At 45.2% G+C, this 17,369-nt stretch carries 20 protein-coding genes; 13 read left to right on the top strand and 7 right to left on the bottom strand.

Going from position 1 to position 17,369, the window contains the following annotated elements; all coding sequences use genetic code 11:
• Nucleotides 1-130 precede the first annotated feature (130 nt).
• Together NDJ01_RS15780 and NDJ01_RS15775 are read left to right on the top strand one after the other, a co-directional pair.
• Nucleotides 131-1,189, top strand: coding sequence for a porin (locus NDJ01_RS15780; protein ID WP_046873713.1), 1,059 nt, complete (start codon nt 131-133; stop codon nt 1,187-1,189).
• Nucleotides 1,190-1,410: 221 nt separating this feature from the next.
• Entirely contained in the window at nt 1,411-2,025 is a 615-nt protein-coding gene (locus NDJ01_RS15775) for a fumarylacetoacetate hydrolase family protein (protein WP_065645772.1), read from the top strand.
• Here the strand turns inward: NDJ01_RS15775 and NDJ01_RS15770 are convergent.
• The 3 genes from NDJ01_RS15770 to NDJ01_RS15760 all read right to left on the bottom strand — a co-directional run bounded on the left by NDJ01_RS15770 (nt 2,022) and on the right by NDJ01_RS15760 (nt 3,949).
• Nucleotides 2,022-2,333: an AzlD domain-containing protein gene (locus NDJ01_RS15770; RefSeq protein ID WP_258586958.1), complete on the bottom strand. Its 312-nt coding sequence runs from the start codon at nt 2,331-2,333 to the stop codon at nt 2,022-2,024. The genes NDJ01_RS15775 and NDJ01_RS15770 overlap by 4 nt on opposite strands.
• Nucleotides 2,333-3,043 carry an AzlC family ABC transporter permease gene (locus NDJ01_RS15765; protein ID WP_074189916.1) on the bottom strand — a complete coding sequence of 237 codons (711 nt, stop codon included), beginning with the start codon at nt 3,041-3,043 and terminating at the stop codon, nt 2,333-2,335. Before NDJ01_RS15765 ends, NDJ01_RS15770 begins: the two co-directional genes overlap by 1 nt.
• A 78-nt stretch (nt 3,044-3,121) precedes the next feature.
• A complete protein-coding gene (locus tag NDJ01_RS15760; RefSeq protein WP_150917886.1) occupies nt 3,122-3,949 on the bottom strand; it encodes an AraC family transcriptional regulator in 828 nt (275 codons plus the stop codon).
• Between the two features lie 230 nt (nt 3,950-4,179).
• Between NDJ01_RS15760 and NDJ01_RS15755 the strand changes: the two genes are divergently transcribed.
• On the top strand, nt 4,180-4,812 hold the full coding sequence (locus NDJ01_RS15755) for a LysE family translocator (protein ID WP_005391182.1): 633 nt from the start codon (nt 4,180-4,182) through the stop codon (nt 4,810-4,812).
• Nucleotides 4,813-4,891: 79 nt separating this feature from the next.
• On the top strand, nt 4,892-5,314 hold the full coding sequence (locus tag NDJ01_RS15750; protein ID WP_258586957.1) for a GNAT family N-acetyltransferase: 423 nt from the start codon (nt 4,892-4,894) through the stop codon (nt 5,312-5,314).
• Between the two features lie 100 nt (nt 5,315-5,414).
• Here the strand turns inward: NDJ01_RS15750 and NDJ01_RS15745 are convergent, their stop codons facing one another.
• Nucleotides 5,415-7,109 (bottom strand): phospho-sugar mutase, encoded by a 1,695-nt coding sequence (locus tag NDJ01_RS15745; protein ID WP_258586956.1) that lies wholly within the window; start codon nt 7,107-7,109, stop codon nt 5,415-5,417.
• 330 nt (nt 7,110-7,439) lie between these two features.
• Here NDJ01_RS15745 and coxB point away from each other — a divergent pair, with 330 nt between their 5' ends.
• From coxB to NDJ01_RS15725, 4 genes are read left to right on the top strand one after another with little or no spacing between them, the layout of a single operon-like run.
• Entirely contained in the window at nt 7,440-8,603 is a 1,164-nt protein-coding gene (gene coxB / locus NDJ01_RS15740) for a cytochrome c oxidase subunit II (RefSeq protein ID WP_053809564.1), read from the top strand.
• On the top strand, nt 8,600-10,231 hold the full coding sequence (gene ctaD, locus NDJ01_RS15735; RefSeq protein ID WP_048625255.1) for a cytochrome c oxidase subunit I: 1,632 nt from the start codon (nt 8,600-8,602) through the stop codon (nt 10,229-10,231). The genes coxB and ctaD overlap by 4 nt, the downstream gene beginning before the upstream one ends.
• A 20-nt stretch (nt 10,232-10,251) precedes the next feature.
• Nucleotides 10,252-10,791 carry a cytochrome c oxidase assembly protein gene (locus tag NDJ01_RS15730; protein WP_005391173.1) on the top strand — a complete coding sequence of 180 codons (540 nt, stop codon included), beginning with the start codon at nt 10,252-10,254 and terminating at the stop codon, nt 10,789-10,791.
• 51 nt (nt 10,792-10,842) lie between these two features.
• Nucleotides 10,843-11,727, top strand: a complete 885-nt coding sequence (locus NDJ01_RS15725; RefSeq protein ID WP_065645780.1) for a cytochrome c oxidase subunit 3 — start codon at nt 10,843-10,845, stop codon at nt 11,725-11,727.
• 13 nt (nt 11,728-11,740) lie between these two features.
• On the opposite strand, the gene NDJ01_RS15720 is transcribed toward NDJ01_RS15725, so the two are convergent.
• On the bottom strand, nt 11,741-11,977 hold the full coding sequence (locus NDJ01_RS15720; RefSeq protein WP_005391169.1) for a DUF2909 family protein: 237 nt from the start codon (nt 11,975-11,977) through the stop codon (nt 11,741-11,743).
• Here NDJ01_RS15720 and NDJ01_RS15715 point away from each other — a divergent pair.
• From NDJ01_RS15715 to cyoE, 4 genes are read left to right on the top strand one after another with little or no spacing between them, the layout of a single operon-like run.
• Nucleotides 11,970-12,767 carry an SURF1 family protein gene (locus NDJ01_RS15715; protein WP_405054850.1) on the top strand — a complete coding sequence of 266 codons (798 nt, stop codon included), beginning with the start codon at nt 11,970-11,972 and terminating at the stop codon, nt 12,765-12,767. The two genes, NDJ01_RS15720 and NDJ01_RS15715, sit on opposite strands and share 8 nt — an antisense overlap.
• Nucleotides 12,757-13,293 (top strand): cytochrome oxidase biogenesis cluster protein, encoded by a 537-nt coding sequence (locus tag NDJ01_RS15710; RefSeq protein WP_258586954.1) that lies wholly within the window; start codon nt 12,757-12,759, stop codon nt 13,291-13,293. The genes NDJ01_RS15715 and NDJ01_RS15710 overlap by 11 nt, the downstream gene beginning before the upstream one ends.
• A 12-nt stretch (nt 13,294-13,305) precedes the next feature.
• Complete coding sequence (locus NDJ01_RS15705; RefSeq protein WP_258586953.1) at nt 13,306-14,325, top strand: heme A synthase; 1,020 nt, start codon at nt 13,306-13,308, stop codon at nt 14,323-14,325.
• Nucleotides 14,318-15,217 (top strand): heme o synthase, encoded by a 900-nt coding sequence (gene cyoE / locus NDJ01_RS15700; protein ID WP_258586952.1) that lies wholly within the window; start codon nt 14,318-14,320, stop codon nt 15,215-15,217. Before NDJ01_RS15705 ends, cyoE begins: the two co-directional genes overlap by 8 nt.
• A gap of 81 nt (nt 15,218-15,298) precedes the next feature.
• Here the strand turns inward: cyoE and NDJ01_RS15695 are convergent, their stop codons facing one another.
• Complete coding sequence (locus NDJ01_RS15695; RefSeq protein WP_005391162.1) at nt 15,299-15,772, bottom strand: FKBP-type peptidyl-prolyl cis-trans isomerase; 474 nt, start codon at nt 15,770-15,772, stop codon at nt 15,299-15,301.
• Between the two features lie 13 nt (nt 15,773-15,785).
• Nucleotides 15,786-16,418: a thiol:disulfide interchange protein DsbA/DsbL gene (locus NDJ01_RS15690; protein WP_258459392.1), complete on the bottom strand. Its 633-nt coding sequence runs from the start codon at nt 16,416-16,418 to the stop codon at nt 15,786-15,788.
• Between the two features lie 278 nt (nt 16,419-16,696).
• Here NDJ01_RS15690 and NDJ01_RS15685 point away from each other — a divergent pair, with 278 nt between their 5' ends.
• Nucleotides 16,697-17,323: an OmpA family protein gene (locus tag NDJ01_RS15685; RefSeq protein ID WP_258586951.1), complete on the top strand. Its 627-nt coding sequence runs from the start codon at nt 16,697-16,699 to the stop codon at nt 17,321-17,323.
• Nucleotides 17,324-17,369 lie beyond the last annotated feature (46 nt).

The following is a 17,369-nucleotide window of genomic DNA, read 5'->3' as shown; positions in this document are numbered from 1 at the left end:
TCCATTCTGGCGGAAAAGATGCCCCAGAGGGCCTTTGTATTCCTTTCTGTGTTCATCATTTCGTTTTATGAAAGTGAATCAGAGCTGGGTCTAAAACTGACTAACCAACTAATAAGTAATGGATTTAGAAATGAATAAAAAATTATTAGCAGCGGCAATCGCAGCAGCAACTTTCGGCACTCAAGCAGTGGCAGTGGAACTTTATAATAACGATGGCACAACATTTTCGATGGGCGGCCACGTTTCTGTTAACCTAAATGGTTCAGAGCAAGGTGACACGGATGTTGGTACTAACTCTCCTCGTATCAATATCTCTGCGACACAAGATTTAGGCAATGGCTTCACCGCAGACGCACGTGGTGAATGGGCTCTAAACTACTTAGATGGCGGTGAAGAGTCGTTTAAAACTCGTCTAGGTTACTTAGGTTTAACACATGAGGTTTACGGTCGTGCAGTAGGTGGTACGCAATGGTCACCTTACTATGATGTAGCAGGCATCGCGGATATGCCAATTGCGTTTGCGAATGACTTCATTTACGACGATCACGGAAACCTAGGCACAGGTCGTGCGGATAAAATGCTGTCTTATCGAAATGGCTTTGATTTAGGCGAAGCAGGTGCGATTAACGTTGGTCTTGGATGGCAAGGCGCAAATGATGAATACACGCGTAACGACGCAGGTACTATCACTGGTGGTCTTAAATACGATGACCGCATGCAAGTTGCGCTTTCTTACGCAATCATGGGCGCGAAAATTGGCTACTCATACAACGGTGGTGACTTCCAACACCCTGCTTACACAGGTAAACACACCGCAGAATCACATGTTGTGTCTGCATCTTACGGCGCTTACGGCCAAGGTCTGTTCCTTGCCGCGGTATATGGTTCAAATGAAAATATGAACTTCAGTGTAAATGGCGACCGTTTGGCGGAAAGTGATGCGTACGAAGCGATCATCGCATACGCTCTAGCGAACAGCTTAAACTTGAGCGTTAACTACGAGATGGTTGAAGGTAAAGAGTTCAAAAATTCTAAAACAGAAACCGCTCGTGAGGAAATGGCACTGCAGGCAGAGTACAACTTCACGCCTAAATTTGTTGGTTACGCGGGTTACCAGTTTGACCTAAATGATGACCATGGTCGTGAAACTGATGACAAATGGGCGATAGGTGCTCGTTACTACCTATAATAGGATTTAGCGAGAACAATCATTCACCCTTATTGATTTAAAGCCAGCCTCGTGCTGGCTTTTTTGTCTATTTGTTTTGTAAATACCGTGATGTTTCAATTAGATGATACAAAACTCAAAACGGGGTGAATGTCTTATTTTTCACACTAGAGGATGGGATTTAGTGTCGTTAAGTCAATAGGTTAGATTATGATGAGGTTTTTGTTTTGCAGGGAAGAGCGATGAGCGTTATTCAAGTTGAAGAAAAGAAAGTAGAAGTGGGTAAAGTGCTTTGTGTTGGGCGAAATTACGTTGAACATATTCATGAGCTTGATAATGCGATCCCTGAGCAAATGGTGGTATTTAATAAACCCGCGACTTCCGTATCGACGACTCTGCGTTCATTTCATCAAGAGCCTCTTCATTACGAGGCTGAAATCTGTTTTCTGATCAAAGATGGACGTTATTCAGCGGTCGGTTTGGGATTGGATCTGACCAAGCGCGGTTTGCAGTCTTCACTTAAACAACAAGGGTTGCCCTGGGAGCGTGCTAAAGCGTTTGATGGCTCCGCAGTGTTTAGTCGATTTGTCTCTTTGGATAACATTGATATTAATGATCTTAACCTAGAGCTCTTGATTAACTGCGTTCGTGTACAAAAAGGTCACGTTAACCAGATGCTATATCCGCCGCTAACCATTTTGGATGAATTAACGAGTTACACAACACTTCAAGATGGCGATGTGGTAATGACCGGCACACCAAAAGGAGTTGGTGAGGTGCATAAAGGTGACATCTTCCTTGGACGATTAAAGTGTGGTGATGTCACCTTGTTGGAGATTGAGTGGGTGGCGGATTAAAGCCAAATTCGCAGAACGAGAAATACCACCATGCTGATCACCGTCGTTAAAAGAACATTTTTAGTAAAGTACGCGATTAACGCAGCCAGCAAGGCAGCCAATAAAAATGGGTTGTGCACATTCACGCAGAGTGCTCCATCGGGAATGAAAACGATAGGCGCCCAGATCGCAGTGAGTACCGCAGGGCTGGCGTAGTTGAGCACTTTTTGTGTACGTGTCCCTAATCGCAGTGGTAGCTTGGGTTCTAAAAACAAGTAGCGGCTGGTGAAAACAAGTACCGTCATCAGTAAAATAGACAACATGATCATTAGTGTTTCTCCTGTACTTGTTCCACAAAGTAGCCTGTAAGCATGGCTAAAATGCTCGAAATCATCAAACTTCCTTCCACTTGGTAATAGGTTAGGGCGACCGAGCTCACTAATGCCACGACAACACTCGCTAGCACCGCCATATTTTTAATAGTCGGAACTACAATTGCGATAAAAGTCGCGGCCACAGCAAATTCCAATCCCATTTCGTTCAGTTCAGGGATCAGGCTTCCCGCAATAATGCCCGTCAATGTCGCGATATTCCAAAACAGGTAAAAACTCAAACCAGCCCCAAGCGCATACCAGCGATTAAATTGTTTATCGGAATGATGACCTACAATCGCAAACAGCTCATCAGTGAGTAAGAATCCGAGTGATAACCGCCATTTAAGAGGAAGTGGTGCAATTTTACTGCGCATCGATACACTGTAGAGGAAGTGTCGAGAGGTGATAAAAAACGTTGTTAGTAACATGGTTACTAGGCCTGCCCCCGATTTAATCATCCCCATCGCGACGAGCTGCGCGGAACCTGCGAACAGAATGGCGGATAGTGCTTGTCCTTCCAAAGGGTGAAGCCCAGTATCAATCGCGAATGAGCCTGCGAGCAAACCCCAAGGTAACACCGCGATACTCAGTGGCATCATAGCAAGTGTGCCTTGCCAAAATAACGCAGCTTTTGATTCTTCTTTTAGCGGCAAAGTGTGGTCCATAGTTTATTCTTAGTTGTTCCAAAATCAGGCTATCAAGGTAACGTGGTAGCGGCATAACGCCTTGTACAATATTGCTCTTTAGCTGTGACGAATGTATTGACCGGGCGTGACGCCCATGGCTTTTTTAAAGTGTCGATGCAGGTGGCTTTGATCATGGAAGCCACACTCTTGCGCTACATCTGAAATTTTTTGTCCGAGTTTGAGCAACTTCTTTGCCATTCGTAAACGTTGTTGAATTTGATAAGCATGGGGAGGGAAGCCAAACTGTTTTTGAAACTCTCTTAGCAAATGAAAAGGGCTTAACCCAGCCAGTTTTGCGAGCTCTTCTAGCGAGACGTCCGTTTGCGGGAAGTCTTCCAAAAACTCTTTGACCAACTGTATTTGTCGCTGAGCTCTGGTTGATTCTTTGAGCGGTGCCCGGTGGGTGCTGTGTTTGCTGGCTAGTTTGATCAACGTGCCGTAAATCAAAGTTTCTCGTAGTAGTCGGTTGTCTGATTTTTCTAGCGTTTCAAACACCAATCGCAACTGACTAGCCAGCTCAGGATCGTAAACCACAGGTTGAGGAAAATAGGGCAGAGCTACATTTGGTGAACCAAGCTCTTGTCCTAAAGTTTGAAACTGCTGAGGTACGGGGTACATTGCTTTGTATTCCCAACCGCCTTCTGAGGCCGAATGCCCGTTGTGTACTTCATCGGCATTAACAAGGATGATGCTGTCCTGTGGCGCGATATGATTTCCGCCTGTTCGAAAGAACTGCTGTGCTCCCTTCTCGATGACGCCAATAGTGTAACCCTCGTGACTATGGCGTGAGAAATTCTGCTTCTCGTACTTTGCATCGAGCAGTTCTAAACCGCCGAGCTCTTGAGCTATCTTGAAGGTAGCGATTTCCTTATTCTTTTCTTTCATCTTTATCCGGTCTGCTCAAGAAAATCATCTTAGAAGTGTAACGGATCCATCGTGCTTATTTTTGTACAAAATTGCTATTCGATTTTGATAAACAGGCGAATTGATTGTTATTTTACAATCTGGCGAACTATGATTTTTATTTTCTGAATCATCTTGGTGATTTTGGGCTGGCTGTTGTTATTTTGTTGGTATAACATTCGCCGCTTTGTTGTAGAAAAAGCGGTTCCATCATGATTGATTTATCTGTACTTCCTGTTTATCTCACCGCAGTAGTGGCTTTGTTGCTGTTACCAGGGCCCGATATGTTGCTTATCGCGAGCTCTAGTATGAGTTACGGTAAGAAGGTCGGTCTTTTTGCTAGCTTAGGCAATGCGACGTCTGGTGTTATTCTTACTTTGCTTGCTGCAATGGGAGTATCTACCCTGATTGCAATGAGCCCAATCGCCCTTAAAGTCCTTCATCTATTAGGTGGCGCATACTTGCTAAAAATGGGATGGGACTGCTTAAGAGCTGAGGCATCAGCGGCTCCAGAACTTGATAATCAAAACAAAATGGCATCAACTTATTATCAACGTGCCTTAATGAGTAATTTGCTTAATCCTAAAGCGTTGGTATTTTTTGTGATGTTTTTGCCGCAGTTTGTCTCAAGCAATATCACAGCGTCTTCTGGTGAGCAAATGCTGGCACTAGGGTTACTGTTGAACGTTCTTGGCTTATCATTCAACTTATTACTTGTTGGGCTGGCAGGCACATTGGGTAAGGGGCTGCTCGAGAACGAAAAATTCCGCACGTATCAACATAAATTAATGGGTTTAGTGTTCGTTATTCTCGCGTTGTGGATGCTGAGCAGTTTCGCCTTGTAAAGTTATCATATTCCACCAGAAAGCCAGCAATTGCTGGCTTTTTGTTTTAGGATATTGATGTTTCCTAAGGAGAGGATGTATGAAGCTTGAATTTTGTTTAAATCCAGATCAAACAGACCTTGATTCTGTTCGTGAAGGTATTCGATCTTATAACCGACTGCATTTGCCTGAAGGGGAAGTGCATGCTGTGGGATGTTTTGCTAAAGATGAGAATGGCAAGATCATGGGTGGTCTGACTGGCGAAATGTTTAAAAACACGGTGTTTGTTGAGTTTTTGTGGGTAGATGCTGAAAGTCGGACATCTGGTATCGGTAGCCAGTTAATGTCAATGTTAGAAGAAAAAGTAAAGCCTCACGGGGTTACCCATGTTTATTTGGATACTTACAGTTTCCAAGCTCTTGATTTTTATATTAAATTAGGTTTTGAAAAAGTAGGGCAGTACTCAGGCTATCCTGCAGAGGGCATCCACAAGTACTTTCTGCAAAAAGAAATTGTAGGCTAGAGATAAATCGCATTTAACTTGTATTGCTCTAGTAAAAAATCAAAAAAGAGGCGCGAATTTGCGCCTCTTATTGTATCAGGTGTCTCTACTTCTCTTTGACTTACAAACTTGTCTGATGCGCGTCAATAAGTTCGTTCATCTTCGCCTCTGCCGCTTGCTGTGCTTGTGCGTAGCTCATATCCGCAGGGAAGAGGTTGATGACTTCGTAGTAACATTTTAGTTTTGGCTCAGTACCAGATGGACGAACAATCACGCGAGATTGATCTTCTAGGTGATAAATCAATACGTCACTTGCTGGTAAGTCAATGGATTCTTCAGAGCCGTCGTCAAACATGCGAACCGATGTTTTTAGATCTTCAGTTACTGCGACTTTTTTACCAGCAATCTCTGTTGGTGGGTTTGCACGGAGTTTGTCGCCGATTGGTGGAGAGTTCGGGTCGAGAGCGATACTGCGCTGCGCGTTAAAGTAGAAACCGTGCTCGCGGTACAGTTCTTCCAATTTATCCCATAGTGTTTTGCCTTGAGCTTTAAGTTTTCCTGTTAGCTGGGCAAATGCGACGATTGCAGATAAACCATCTTTATCCCACACCTTGTTACCCACGGTATAACCGAGCGCTTCTTCATAAGCAAACAAGAATGGATTGGCTTCTGTCTCTTGCTCCATGGCAACGTTAGTGAGCCATTTGAAGCCTGTTAACGTTTGGTAGTATTGGGCGCCATGCGCTTTGGCAATGCTACTCAGCATTCTTGATGATACGATGGTGTTGCCAACCAGAGCGTTAGGTTGCTGTTCTAGCAAGTAATCGCCAAACAGTGACCCCACTTGGTCACCGGTTAACATTTGGTATTCGCCATCTGGGCGTTTTACCGCCACTGCAAAACGGTCGGCATCTGGATCGTTGGCACAAGCGATATCAGCATCTACAGATTTACCCAACGCCATCACCATATCCATTGCTCCCGCTTCTTCAGGGTTTGGGAAGTTGACGGTTGGGAAGCTGCCATCAGGTTCGCGCTGTTCCTTAACACTTGCCACTTTTTGGAAGTCTGCGTCGGTAAGTAGCGTTTCCGCCATATTCGCCCCAACGCCATGCATCGCAGTGTAAGCGATAGAAATATCGGTGTTGTTGTCAGGAGTAAGCAGCGCGTTTTCGTTCATCGTTTTACGGTAAGTTTGGTAGTAGTCGTCTTCCAACCAAACTAACAAACCGTGCTGTTTTGCATCATCGAGAGACATTAAAGGTAATGGCTTCGTTGTTGCGTCATCAATTTTCGCTGCGATTCCAGAGTCGTGTGGAGGAATGATTTGTGCGCCATTCTCCCAATATACTTTAAAGCCATTGTACTCTGGTGGATTGTGGCTAGCGGTAACAACAACAGCGGCCGCAGCATTCAATGTACGGACACCAAACGCAACAATTGGGGTTGCTGCAACATCGTATGTTAGGTAAACCTTGATGCCAAGGGCAGTCAGTACGGAAGCGGTATCATGCGCGAATTGTTTTGAATCAGGACGACCGTCGTAGCCAATAACGACACCACGACTTGCGGCATCTTTGACTTGCTCTAGCAAATAGTTTCCTAAACCAGTGGCTGTCTCTTGGATCACCAAACGGTTCATTCGGTTTGGACCTGCGCCCACTTTGCCGCGTAACCCTGCTGTACCAAAGGCAAGGCGCGATCCAAAGCGATCAGTAAGCTCTTGTTCATTATTTGTATCGACGAGGTGTTGTAGCTCTTCGCGAGTCTTAGGATCAGGGTCTCGTTCTAGCCATTGAGTAATTAGTGCTGTCATATCAATCATTCCTTAGTAGGGGGCGCCTACTTTCTTGGACACTTCGTTTTGTAAGTATCTCAATGTTTTCTTTTAAATTAATGTAAATGGTTCTCAATTACATTTCAAAGAGGGCAATCGATAAACCGAATTAATTTTTCTTATCCGAACAAAATTTAATCATATTTAATTTCTTGAAGAACCTTGGAACTATAACTAGCCTTTTAACATAAATATAACAAACCGTGTCGAAATCGTAGTTTTTGTGATTTTTCGTAAAGTTGTTCGATATTTGCATCGGGACGCAAGGAAGCTCGCGCAAGCGTAGCGGCTGAGCAGAGGAGAGATCTTTTGAAAAGATTAACGACTACTCTAGCCTTATCACTGAATGTGATTTTAATCACATTCTCCTCTTTCAGTTGGTCAAAGGAAAGTGACTACAACATGACCAAAGGGGTCACAGCGATAAGTGGGCAAGTGTATGAATTACATATGCTGATTTTCTATATCTGCTGCGTAATTGCTTTGATTGTATTTGGTGTCATGTTCTATTCCATCTTTCGTCATCGAAAGTCAAAAGGAGCAGTTGCCGCACATTTCCACGAAAGTACAAAAGTGGAAATTATTTGGACGGTTATACCCATCATCATTCTTGTCGCCATGGCGATTCCCGCAACGAAAACTTTAGTCGCAATGGAAGACACAAGCCAATCAGATATCACGGTCAAGATCACAGGCTCGCAATGGAAATGGCATTACAGTTATTTTGGTGAAGATGTTGAGTTCTTCAGTTTGCTTGCCACCAGCCAAAAGCAAATTGATGGTATCGAGACAAAAGGCGCGCATTATCTGTTGGAGGTAGACAACCCTTTGGTGTTGCCTGTGAATCGTAAAGTACGTTTTTTGATGACTTCTGATGATGTCATTCACTCATGGTGGGTGCCGGATTTTGCTGTCAAGAAAGACACCATCCCTGGTTTTATTAATGAAGCATGGACAAGAATTGATGAGCCAGGCGTATATCGCGGTCAATGTGCGGAGCTATGTGGTCGTGCACACGGGTTCATGCCGGTGGTGGTGCATGCGATGGAAGAAGAAAAGTTTGATGAATGGTTAGCGAGTAAGAAGGAAGAAATCGCACTTCAAAAAGCGGCGGCACAAGAGGCGCTCTCTCAAGACTTATCCATGGATGAGTTGATGTCGCAGGGCGAATCTATATACACGGCGCGTTGTGCTGTGTGCCATCAGGCTAATGGTGAGGGGATTCCGGGGGCATTTCCCGCGATTAAGGGCAGCCCCATCGCAACAGGCCCAATTTCAGAGCACATTGATGTGATTGTGAATGGCCGTCCGGGCACTGCAATGCAGTCTTTTTCGAACCAGTTAAGTGACAAAGAAATTGCCGCTGTCATTACATATCAGCGAAATGCATGGGGCAACGACACTGGCGATACGGTGCAAGCATCCGATGTGAATGCCTTTAAGGCACAAGGCAGTGCTAAGGAGGAAATATGAGTAAGCCAATAGATAAGGCAGTGAAGTCTGCTCCAGCGGAAGCCAGTGCAAACAGTACCATTGCGATTGATGATGGCCATGATCATCATGCTCCCCAAGGTATTGCTCGTTGGCTGTATTCCACAAACCATAAAGACATTGGCACCCTGTACCTTTGGTTTAGTTTCGCGATGTTTCTGACTGGTGGTGCGATGGCGATGGTCATCCGTGCCGAACTATTCCAGCCTGGACTTCAGCTGGTTGATCCACAGTTTTTTAATCAAATGACTACGGTACACGGTTTGGTGATGGTGTTTGGTGCTGTGATGCCAGCATTTACGGGCCTTGCTAACTGGATGATTCCAATGATGATCGGTGCTCCAGATATGGCGCTACCTCGTATGAACAACTTGAGCTTTTGGATTCTACCTTTTGCATTTCTTATTTTATTGAGCTCGTTGTTTTTACCTGGCGGCGGCCCCGATTTTGGCTGGACGTTCTATGCTCCGCTGTCCACGACTTATGGCCCAGATAGCACCGCGCTGTTTGTATTCTCTGTTCACATCATGGGGATCAGCTCCATTATGGGCGCGATCAACGTTATCGTGACGATAGTAAATATGCGAGCTCCGGGAATGACTTGGTTCAAGTTACCAATGTTTGTTTGGACTTGGTTAATCACCGCTTTCTTGTTGATCGCGGTTATGCCGGTATTAGCAGGTGCGGTGACGATGGTTCTTACTGACAAATATTTCGGGACTAGCTTCTTTGATGCTGCTGGTGGCGGTGACCCGGTGATGTTCCAACACATCTTTTGGTTCTTTGGTCACCCAGAAGTGTACATCATGATTTTACCGTCGTTTGGCATCATTTCTGCCATCCTTCCTGCTTTCAGTGGCAAGAAGCTGTTTGGTTATCATTCGATGGTTTACGCGACGTGCAGCATTGCGTTGCTGTCTTTTCTTGTGTGGGCGCATCACATGTTTACAACGGGGATGCCAGTTTTTGCAGAGCTTTTCTTTATGTATTGCACCATGCTGATTGCGGTACCAACAGGGGTGAAAGTCTTTAACTGGGTCGCCACCATGTGGCGTGGAGCTCTGACATTTGAAACGCCAATGTTGTTTGCCATTGCCTTTATTGTGCTCTTTACGATTGGCGGTTTCTCAGGGTTGATGCTGGCGATTGTGCCGGCGGATTTCCAATATCATGACACTTACTTCGTGGTTGCGCATTTCCACTATGTGTTGGTATCTGGTGCTGTATTCTCGATTATGGCGGCTGCGTACTATTGGCTACCTAAGTGGACAGGCAATATGTACGACCACAAGCTGAGTTTGTGGCATTTCTGGTGCTCGATTATTTCAGTTAATGTTTTGTTTTTCCCGATGCACTTTCTAGGTTTAGCGGGTATGCCAAGACGTATCCCGGACTACGCTATTCAGTTTGCTGATGTCAATCAAATCGTCTCCATTGGTGGATTTGCGTTTGGGTTGTCACAATTGATCTTTTTATGGGTGGTGATCAAGTGTATTCGTGGCGGTGAAAAGGCCGCTGCAAAACCGTGGGAACGTGCGGAGGGCTTAGAATGGACAGTGCCAAGCCCGGCACCCCATCATACGTTTACTACGCCGCCTAAAGTCGATTAGAAACGAATAGGGTGAGTGAGATGAAACCGAATCCATCAAACAAAAAGCTCACAGTGAAGTTGCTTTTAGCGACCCTTTTGATGTTCGGGTTTGGCTACGCACTTGTCCCATTGTATGACGTAATGTGCGACGCACTGGGTATCAATGGAAAAACAAGTGAAGTGGCCGCCATTCAACCAACTGGTATGCAGCCAGATATGAGCCGAACCATTCGCGTGGAGTTTATGGCGCATGTAAGCCCCGATATGCCTTGGGAGTTTAAACCCAAAGTGATTTCGATGGACGTTCATCCCGGTGAAGTCGTGCAAACCGAATACCTTGCATTTAATGAAAGCGGGCAGAAGTTGGTAGGGCAAGCCGTTCCCTCTGTTTCTCCCGGGAATGGTGCCGCTTATTTCAATAAGATTGAGTGTTTTTGTTTTAACCAACAGCCTTTGGATGGCAAACAACAAGCTCAAATGCCGTTGATTTTTTATATCGAACCGGACTTACCGGAGTCGATACACACGTTAACGCTGTCTTACACACTCTATAAACTTCCCCCTCCTACAGGTTCTTAGCCACTCAAGGAGAGAGATACAGACCAAGGCTGGTCAGTAAGGAGAGAAATTATGAGTAACAAGCCAGGAACATATTATGTTCCCGCTCAAAGTAGCTGGCCGATCATCGGTGCGTTTGCTCTATTTTTAGTTGCCGTTGGTGCAGGAATGACCGTTCAGGGGACACAAAGTGAAGGGGCTGTGGGAACCATTGGTAGCATTGTGCTAGCGGTAGGTTTTCTGTTCTTGCTTTACATGTTGGCGGGCTGGTTTAGTAATGTGATTACTGAGTCACTGAGTGGAAAGTACAGCTCGCAAATTACTCGTTCTTTTCGCCAAGGGATGAGCTGGTTCATCTTCTCTGAAGTGATGTTTTTTGGTGCCTTTTTTGGTGCGTTATTTTACGCCAGGATGATTTCTGTGCCTTGGCTAGGTGGGGCAGATAACAACTTCATGACCAACGAGGTGTTGTGGCCAACCTTCGAAGCTATGTGGCCACTCACACTGACTCCGGGTGGAGAAACAACGCAAGCTATGCCGTGGCAGGGCATTCCCCTTACTAATACTATTTTGCTGCTATTGTCGTCGATTACGCTACATATGGCGCACATCAACCTTGAAAAAGACAAAAGAACGGCACTGATTGTTTGGTTGGAAATCACCATCGTGCTTGCGGGCTTTTTCCTATATTACCAAGCGGTCGAGTATGCTCATGCTTATCAAGAAATGGGGCTCACGTTGCAATCTGGTATCTACGGAAACACCTTTTTTATGCTGACGGGTTTTCACGGTTTGCACGTTTGTCTTGGGACGATTTTCTTAATCGTATTATTGCTCCGAATCGCTAAAGATCATTTTTCGTCTAAGAACCATTTTGCCTTCCAAGCAGGTAGTTGGTATTGGCACTTTGTGGATGTAGTTTGGTTATGTCTGTTTGTGTTTGTGTACGTGCTGTAGGTGCATTGGGCGATTAGTAAGGACGGGGATTCGGAGCCAGCCAGCCTGAACTGAGCGCAATAAGTAGAAGGATAACTACTAAAGCGGAGAACATGACTCGACGGCCTAAGTAATGACTCATAGGTTTGTCTCTTTTTTCGGGATTATCTGGGTCTTCACGAACCATTTCGATAAGCGCTTTTGCGAGGTTGAAGATAATGAAAAGCAGCAAAAGGACAAGCGTCAGTTTGAATAGAAATACGGTGGACATAGCACCTCCGGTTTCATCGTTGTTGTTATCAAGACAATTATGGCTATCGAAACGGTTTTGGGTTGCAGTTGGTTTAACTGTGGTTGTGTTTTCTCTTTTGGTCAAACTGGGTTTTTGGCAGCTTGAAAGAGGGCAAGAGAAACAGGCTTTGGAACAAGCCATTCTTGCGCGAGCGGATAGTGCGTACCAAGCATTAGACGAAGTTCTTGAAGAAAACGATTGGAGAGAAGGCAGCATTCTCGGGAAAAAAGTGGAAGCTAATGTTGTTCCTCAGGCGTTTCCCGTGATTTTACTGGATAACCAAACGCATCAGGGCAATGTGGGCTATTTAGCATTTCAGATTGTCTCTATGAGTGATGAATCAGGAACCTATGCATTATTAGAGCTTGGTTTTGTGGAGGGAATAGCAGATCGTTCAATATTACCAACCGTCACAACACTCGAAGTGTCGACCTTTATCTCGGGACGTCTGTACCGAAAATCTGCTAACCCGCTGAGCTCTGAATTAATGCCAGAAGTTGGCGATGCCATTCGTGTGCAGAACCTGAATATCGCGCAACTGAATCAGCTACTTAATATTGAACTTATGCCCGCAGTCTTGCAGCCAGACAATCTAAAAAATTGGCCTTACGACTTTCCTTGGAACCCATTGCCGCTCAACAGCGCCAAGCATTTCGGTTATTCGATTCAGTGGTTTTCGATGGCGGGCGTTTTCTTATTATTGACCTTAATTGTTTTTGTTCGTTGGCAAAGAAAGTTGCGTCACATGGAGGTGAAGCATGACATCTAAAGTAACCAAAGGGCGGCTAATGTTGATTGCGTTGGTGTGTACGTTTGCGCTTCCTGCCGTCATCGCTAAGGTCATTCTCACCCAAGGGTGGTATCAAAGCGGTGTGACCAATAGAGGTGTGTTAGTTGAACCATACACAACGTTAGAGCTACTTGGTCAAGAGTCCCCACTCAAGGAGCACAGGTGGCAACTCGCTTATGTTTTACCTAATGAGTGCACAGAACAATGCAGGCAGCAGCTTTACCTGCTTCAGCAAAGCTATGTCGCTTTAGGAAAATATCAAGAGCGTGTGGTGCCGGTGCTTTGGCAGACAGAGTTGTCGGATACCGTAGATGTATCGATGACGACAATGCAAATGAATCAATCGGTTACCGCCAAAGTGAAACCCGGACAAATGTTAATCGTTGATCCTCTGGGGCAATTGGTGATGTCTTACTCGCCAAAACCGAATGAAGATTTAGTCTCGTTCAACAAAGGTATGTTGGCGGATTTACGCAAGCTCTTAAAATTGTCACGAGTTGGTTAGAAAGGGGCGTATATGAAGTTAATTCAGTTGGTTAAATTCAGTTTGCTCCTAACTTTCGTGGTGATCATGTTAGGCGCGTATACTCGCCTTTCTGATGCAGGGTTAGGTTGCCCTGATTGGCCCGGCTGCTATGGGCACTTTGGTGTGCCTCATCAAGAAGAAGACGTAATACGTGCCAATCTTAATTTCCCTGAACGGGCAGTCGAGCATGAGAAAGCATGGCTTGAAATGATTCATCGCTATTTTGCAGGAACGTTGGGTTTGGTCATTTTTGCTATGACAGTGATATCAACGAGATCTGAGCGCGTGAATCCTACTATTCCGATGCTTCTCAGTGTACTGGTGGTCGGGCAAGCACTTTTGGGGATGTGGACCGTGACGCTCAAATTAATGCCAGTCATCGTAATGCTTCATCTGCTTGGTGGATTTACTTTACTGGTTCTGCAGGCGATTTTTTACTGCCAGTTAAAAGCGCAAAATAATCTCTATTTTTCTCCATCTTCCAGCTCGCTACGAGGCTTCTCATTATTGGTTTTTCTGGTTGTTTTTATGCAGGTGCTGATAGGAGGGTGGACTTCGTCAAACTATGCCGCGCTCATGTGCACCTCACTGCCGATTTGTGAGGGAGATTGGATGAGTCATCTCTCATGGAAAGAGGCGTTTTCTTTCTGGCAAACCGGATTCGAGAATTACGAGTTTGGTGTATTGGAGTATCCGGCAAGAATGACCATACATGTTACGCATCGCCTCGGTGCGATGGTCACCGCCACAGTCGTATTGGCTTATAGCATTATGCTCATGAGGCAAGATTCCCATCATTCACAGCGCATTGGAGGATGGTTACTACTCACTTTAGCGTGTCAAATTATGTTGGGCGTGAGCAATGTCGTATTCCAACTTCCTATTTATGTCGCCGTGGCACATAACTTGGGTGCCGCCATTATGTTAAGTCTTGTTTGTGTGAGTCAGTTTTATTTGTGGCAGGGCAAAAAAGCTTGGAGTTACACCGCGAAAGGAGTTCGCTATGAGTAAAGAAATCGCACTGTCGTTAAATGAGCGAAAGCGACTAAGTTCCGTTTATTTGAAGTTAACGAAGCCTAAAGTAGTCGCATTAATGCTGGTGACGGCCGTTGTCGGGATGAGTTTAGCGCCTGTTACTGAGTTTCCTTGGTTGCAGGCGGCGGTTGGCCTAACAGGCATTGGTTTGATGGCAGGCTCCGCGGCAGCGTTTAATCACCTGATTGACCGCCGCATTGACGCGAGAATGGCTCGCACACACAAACGTCCGTTGCCATCGGGTGAAGCTAAGCCGTTATCGGTGATAACCTTTTCGACGGCTTTAGGCGTCATAGGATTTGTTCTTTTATATGCGCTGGTCAACCCACTGACGGCATGGCTGACTTTGATGAGTTTACTCGGCTATGCGATGGTGTACACCATGTACCTCAAACGCGCTACTCCGCAAAATATCGTAATTGCAGGTATTGCGGGGGCGATGCCGCCTCTTCTCGGTTGGACTGCCGTAACAGGGCACTTGCATGCGAATGCTTGGCTGCTTGTGATGATCATTTTTATCTGGACGCCACCACACTTTTGGGCACTCGCAATTCATCGCGTAGAGGACTATCGTAAGGTGGATATTCCAATGTTGCCAGTGACACATGGTATCGAGTACACCAAAACTTCTATTCTGTTGTATACGGTGTTGTTGACGTTGGTTTGTGTGCTGCCGGTGTTGGTTGGAATGGTCGGCGTAGTTTATCTTTTTGCCTCGTTACTACTTAACGCTGGCTTTATGTACCATGCATGGAAGCTAAAATACGCGCCAGAGCCCAATACCGCGATGGAGACGTTTAAATTTTCTATCTATCACCTTTTTGCGTTGTTCATTGCATTGCTTTCGGATCACTATATTGGTTTGTAGCCTCTCTTTAAACAGAAAACGCCGCGTGGTTCGCGGCGTTTTTGGTTTTGATAGTTGGGCTTTAATGCAAAGTTTCTAGAGTTATTGAATCTCTAACAATTCAACATCAAAGATCAAAACACTTGCTGGTGGAATTGGGCCTGAGCCACTTTTGCCATAACCGAGCGTGCTTGGTACGAAAAGGCGGATTTTTTCACCTTCGACCATGTATTGTAGGCCTTCTTGCCAGCCTTTAATGACTTGGTTAAGACCAAACGAAATTGGCTCACCGCGATTAACGGAGCTATCAAACACAGTGCCATCAATCAACGTGCCGTGGTAGTGCACTTTGACTTTGCTTGTCGCGGTTGGGTGAACCTCACCTTCGCCTTTTTCAAGAACAATATATTGAAGACCACTTTCTGTTGTAATGACGCCTTCTTTCTTCGCATTCTCGAGCAAGAATGCTTGGCCTTTCGCAAAGTTTTCATCCGCTACTTTATGGTTTGTCCAAGTACGGTAAATGAAAAAGCCCGCCAGAATGAAAATAATGAGAGGAAACAAAAATTTAGACACGTAAGCTCCTTGTCTATTTAGGTTGTTTTAGCAAATAGTTAATGGTTTCTGCCATGGCTTCGACGCTGTCATGACCACCAGTAATGACTTGGTATTTTCCATTAACGATAAAGGCTGGAACGGAGTTAATTTGGCCGCGAGTCGTGATCGCTTCTGCCTTAGTGATGTACTCAAACAGCGTTTTTTGCTGTGCTTCATCTAAATGGTAAGGGCTGATAAGGTTGCGAGACTCAAAGGCTTTCTCTACGGCGATTTGACGTTCCTCAGCAGTCGCATCAGGACCCATTTGTACGGCAGCAAAAAGATCCGCCATAAATGCTTTGTCAGGTGTCGACTCTAGTTGCATGACTGCAGTGTAGAAGATGATGGCGCTTACTTGTGCACTCTCATTGAAAGTTACATGCATTTTTTCAACGCTTTGCTCAGTTAGCGATTCGATTTGAGGGACAAAATCTTCCATTGAACGGCAGTGGCCGCAAGTTAGGGCAAAAGCTTCTGTCAATGGCGCCAAATCATATTCTTGAAGAGATACAGGCAAAACTTCGTATTGTTTGCCTTGCTGAGGCTGAGTGTTGCCGCTATCGCATGCCGACAAGGCCATCATGGCGGCAATCACAGCAAAGCCTTTCGATATGTTTTTTAACATAATAATGCTCTAAGTAAGAAATTTGCGTTAGTTTATCGGTTAACGATAGTGACTAAAACCATTAAATAACAATAAAGTGAGACGATTGGTAACAGACTTTTCCTGATGTGTAGGCTGCAGGGAGGTATTTTGGCATCGCTTTTTATTTGAGAGATACTTGATATTGATTCCAGTGGCATGAACGCTGCATATACAAACCAATCGGTGGATAAAAGCGCTAAAGATTTGGCGTGTTTTGTCGACACAATGGACAAGAGTTTTTCTACGTTGGTAATGGTATGAAGCAGTGGTTTTTAATTGTTTGCGGCATTCTGACTGGGTGCAGTAGCCTTGATCAAGACATGGTTCCTGGCGGGAACATTTTAGATACAGCTCCTAGAACAAACACCGAGCTGAGACATCCTGAGTGGGGCTATCCGAGCGCCTCCAGTGTGGCTTCTTCACCTCGTACGTATCAGACTGAGAGGGCATCAGTAAAAAAGTCGCAAAATGTGACCTCTCTAGAAATGTTTCTGAACAGGCACAATATTCCTCATGAGACACTCAGTGGCGGTCACTTAATGATACGTTTGAAAGAGCAAGTGCATTTTCAAACTGGCTCTGCACGGTTATCTGCTCAATCTCAAGACTGGATTCGAAACATTGGTCACTATCTGGCGGGAAGAACTGATGTTGATGTCGTGATTGATGGTCATGCGGATAGTACGGGAGCTGAAAGTTTCAACGACACGCTATCTGAAAAGCGAGCTCGTGAAGTAGAAAAACAATTATTGGCGACGAGTATTCCACGTCAACGAGTGTTTTCTAGAGGCTTCGGAGAGTATGTACCGAAGTGCAGCAATGCGACAGCGAGTGGTAAAGCTTGCAATCGGCGCGTAGAGCTAACATTGATCGTGGATGAATAACGCAGACGTTGGGTGGTAATCTTCGTTGTGTTGTTCTTGCATACCC

The organism is Vibrio sp. HS-50-1 (assembly GCF_024747315.1).
In the GTDB taxonomy this organism is placed as follows: Bacteria; Pseudomonadota; Gammaproteobacteria; order Enterobacterales; family Vibrionaceae; genus Vibrio; species Vibrio diabolicus.
Note: the sequence above shows the minus strand (reverse complement) of the source record. Positions and strands in the feature narration are given on the sequence as shown.

Coding starts and splice junctions, on each gene's coding strand:
- NDJ01_RS15685 (WP_258586951.1), top strand. CDS start 16,697: ATGAAGCAGTGGTTTTTAATTGTTTGCGGCATTCTGACTGGGTGCAGT.
- NDJ01_RS15725 (WP_065645780.1), top strand. CDS start 10,843: ATGAGTAACAAGCCAGGAACATATTATGTTCCCGCTCAAAGTAGCTGG.
- NDJ01_RS15755 (WP_005391182.1), top strand. CDS start 4,180: ATGATTGATTTATCTGTACTTCCTGTTTATCTCACCGCAGTAGTGGCT.
- NDJ01_RS15745 (WP_258586956.1), bottom strand. CDS start 7,109: ATGACAGCACTAATTACTCAATGGCTAGAACGAGACCCTGATCCTAAG.
- NDJ01_RS15780 (WP_046873713.1), top strand. CDS start 131: ATGAATAAAAAATTATTAGCAGCGGCAATCGCAGCAGCAACTTTCGGC.
- NDJ01_RS15720 (WP_005391169.1), bottom strand. CDS start 11,977: ATGTCCACCGTATTTCTATTCAAACTGACGCTTGTCCTTTTGCTGCTT.
- NDJ01_RS15705 (WP_258586953.1), top strand. CDS start 13,306: ATGAAGTTAATTCAGTTGGTTAAATTCAGTTTGCTCCTAACTTTCGTG.
- NDJ01_RS15770 (WP_258586958.1), bottom strand. CDS start 2,333: ATGATCATGTTGTCTATTTTACTGATGACGGTACTTGTTTTCACCAGC.
- NDJ01_RS15750 (WP_258586957.1), top strand. CDS start 4,892: ATGAAGCTTGAATTTTGTTTAAATCCAGATCAAACAGACCTTGATTCT.
- cyoE (WP_258586952.1), top strand. CDS start 14,318: ATGAGTAAAGAAATCGCACTGTCGTTAAATGAGCGAAAGCGACTAAGT.
- NDJ01_RS15690 (WP_258459392.1), bottom strand. CDS start 16,418: ATGTTAAAAAACATATCGAAAGGCTTTGCTGTGATTGCCGCCATGATG.
- NDJ01_RS15730 (WP_005391173.1), top strand. CDS start 10,252: ATGAAACCGAATCCATCAAACAAAAAGCTCACAGTGAAGTTGCTTTTA.
- NDJ01_RS15710 (WP_258586954.1), top strand. CDS start 12,757: ATGACATCTAAAGTAACCAAAGGGCGGCTAATGTTGATTGCGTTGGTG.
- ctaD (WP_048625255.1), top strand. CDS start 8,600: ATGAGTAAGCCAATAGATAAGGCAGTGAAGTCTGCTCCAGCGGAAGCC.
- NDJ01_RS15765 (WP_074189916.1), bottom strand. CDS start 3,043: ATGGACCACACTTTGCCGCTAAAAGAAGAATCAAAAGCTGCGTTATTT.
- NDJ01_RS15775 (WP_065645772.1), top strand. CDS start 1,411: ATGAGCGTTATTCAAGTTGAAGAAAAGAAAGTAGAAGTGGGTAAAGTG.
- NDJ01_RS15760 (WP_150917886.1), bottom strand. CDS start 3,949: ATGAAAGAAAAGAATAAGGAAATCGCTACCTTCAAGATAGCTCAAGAG.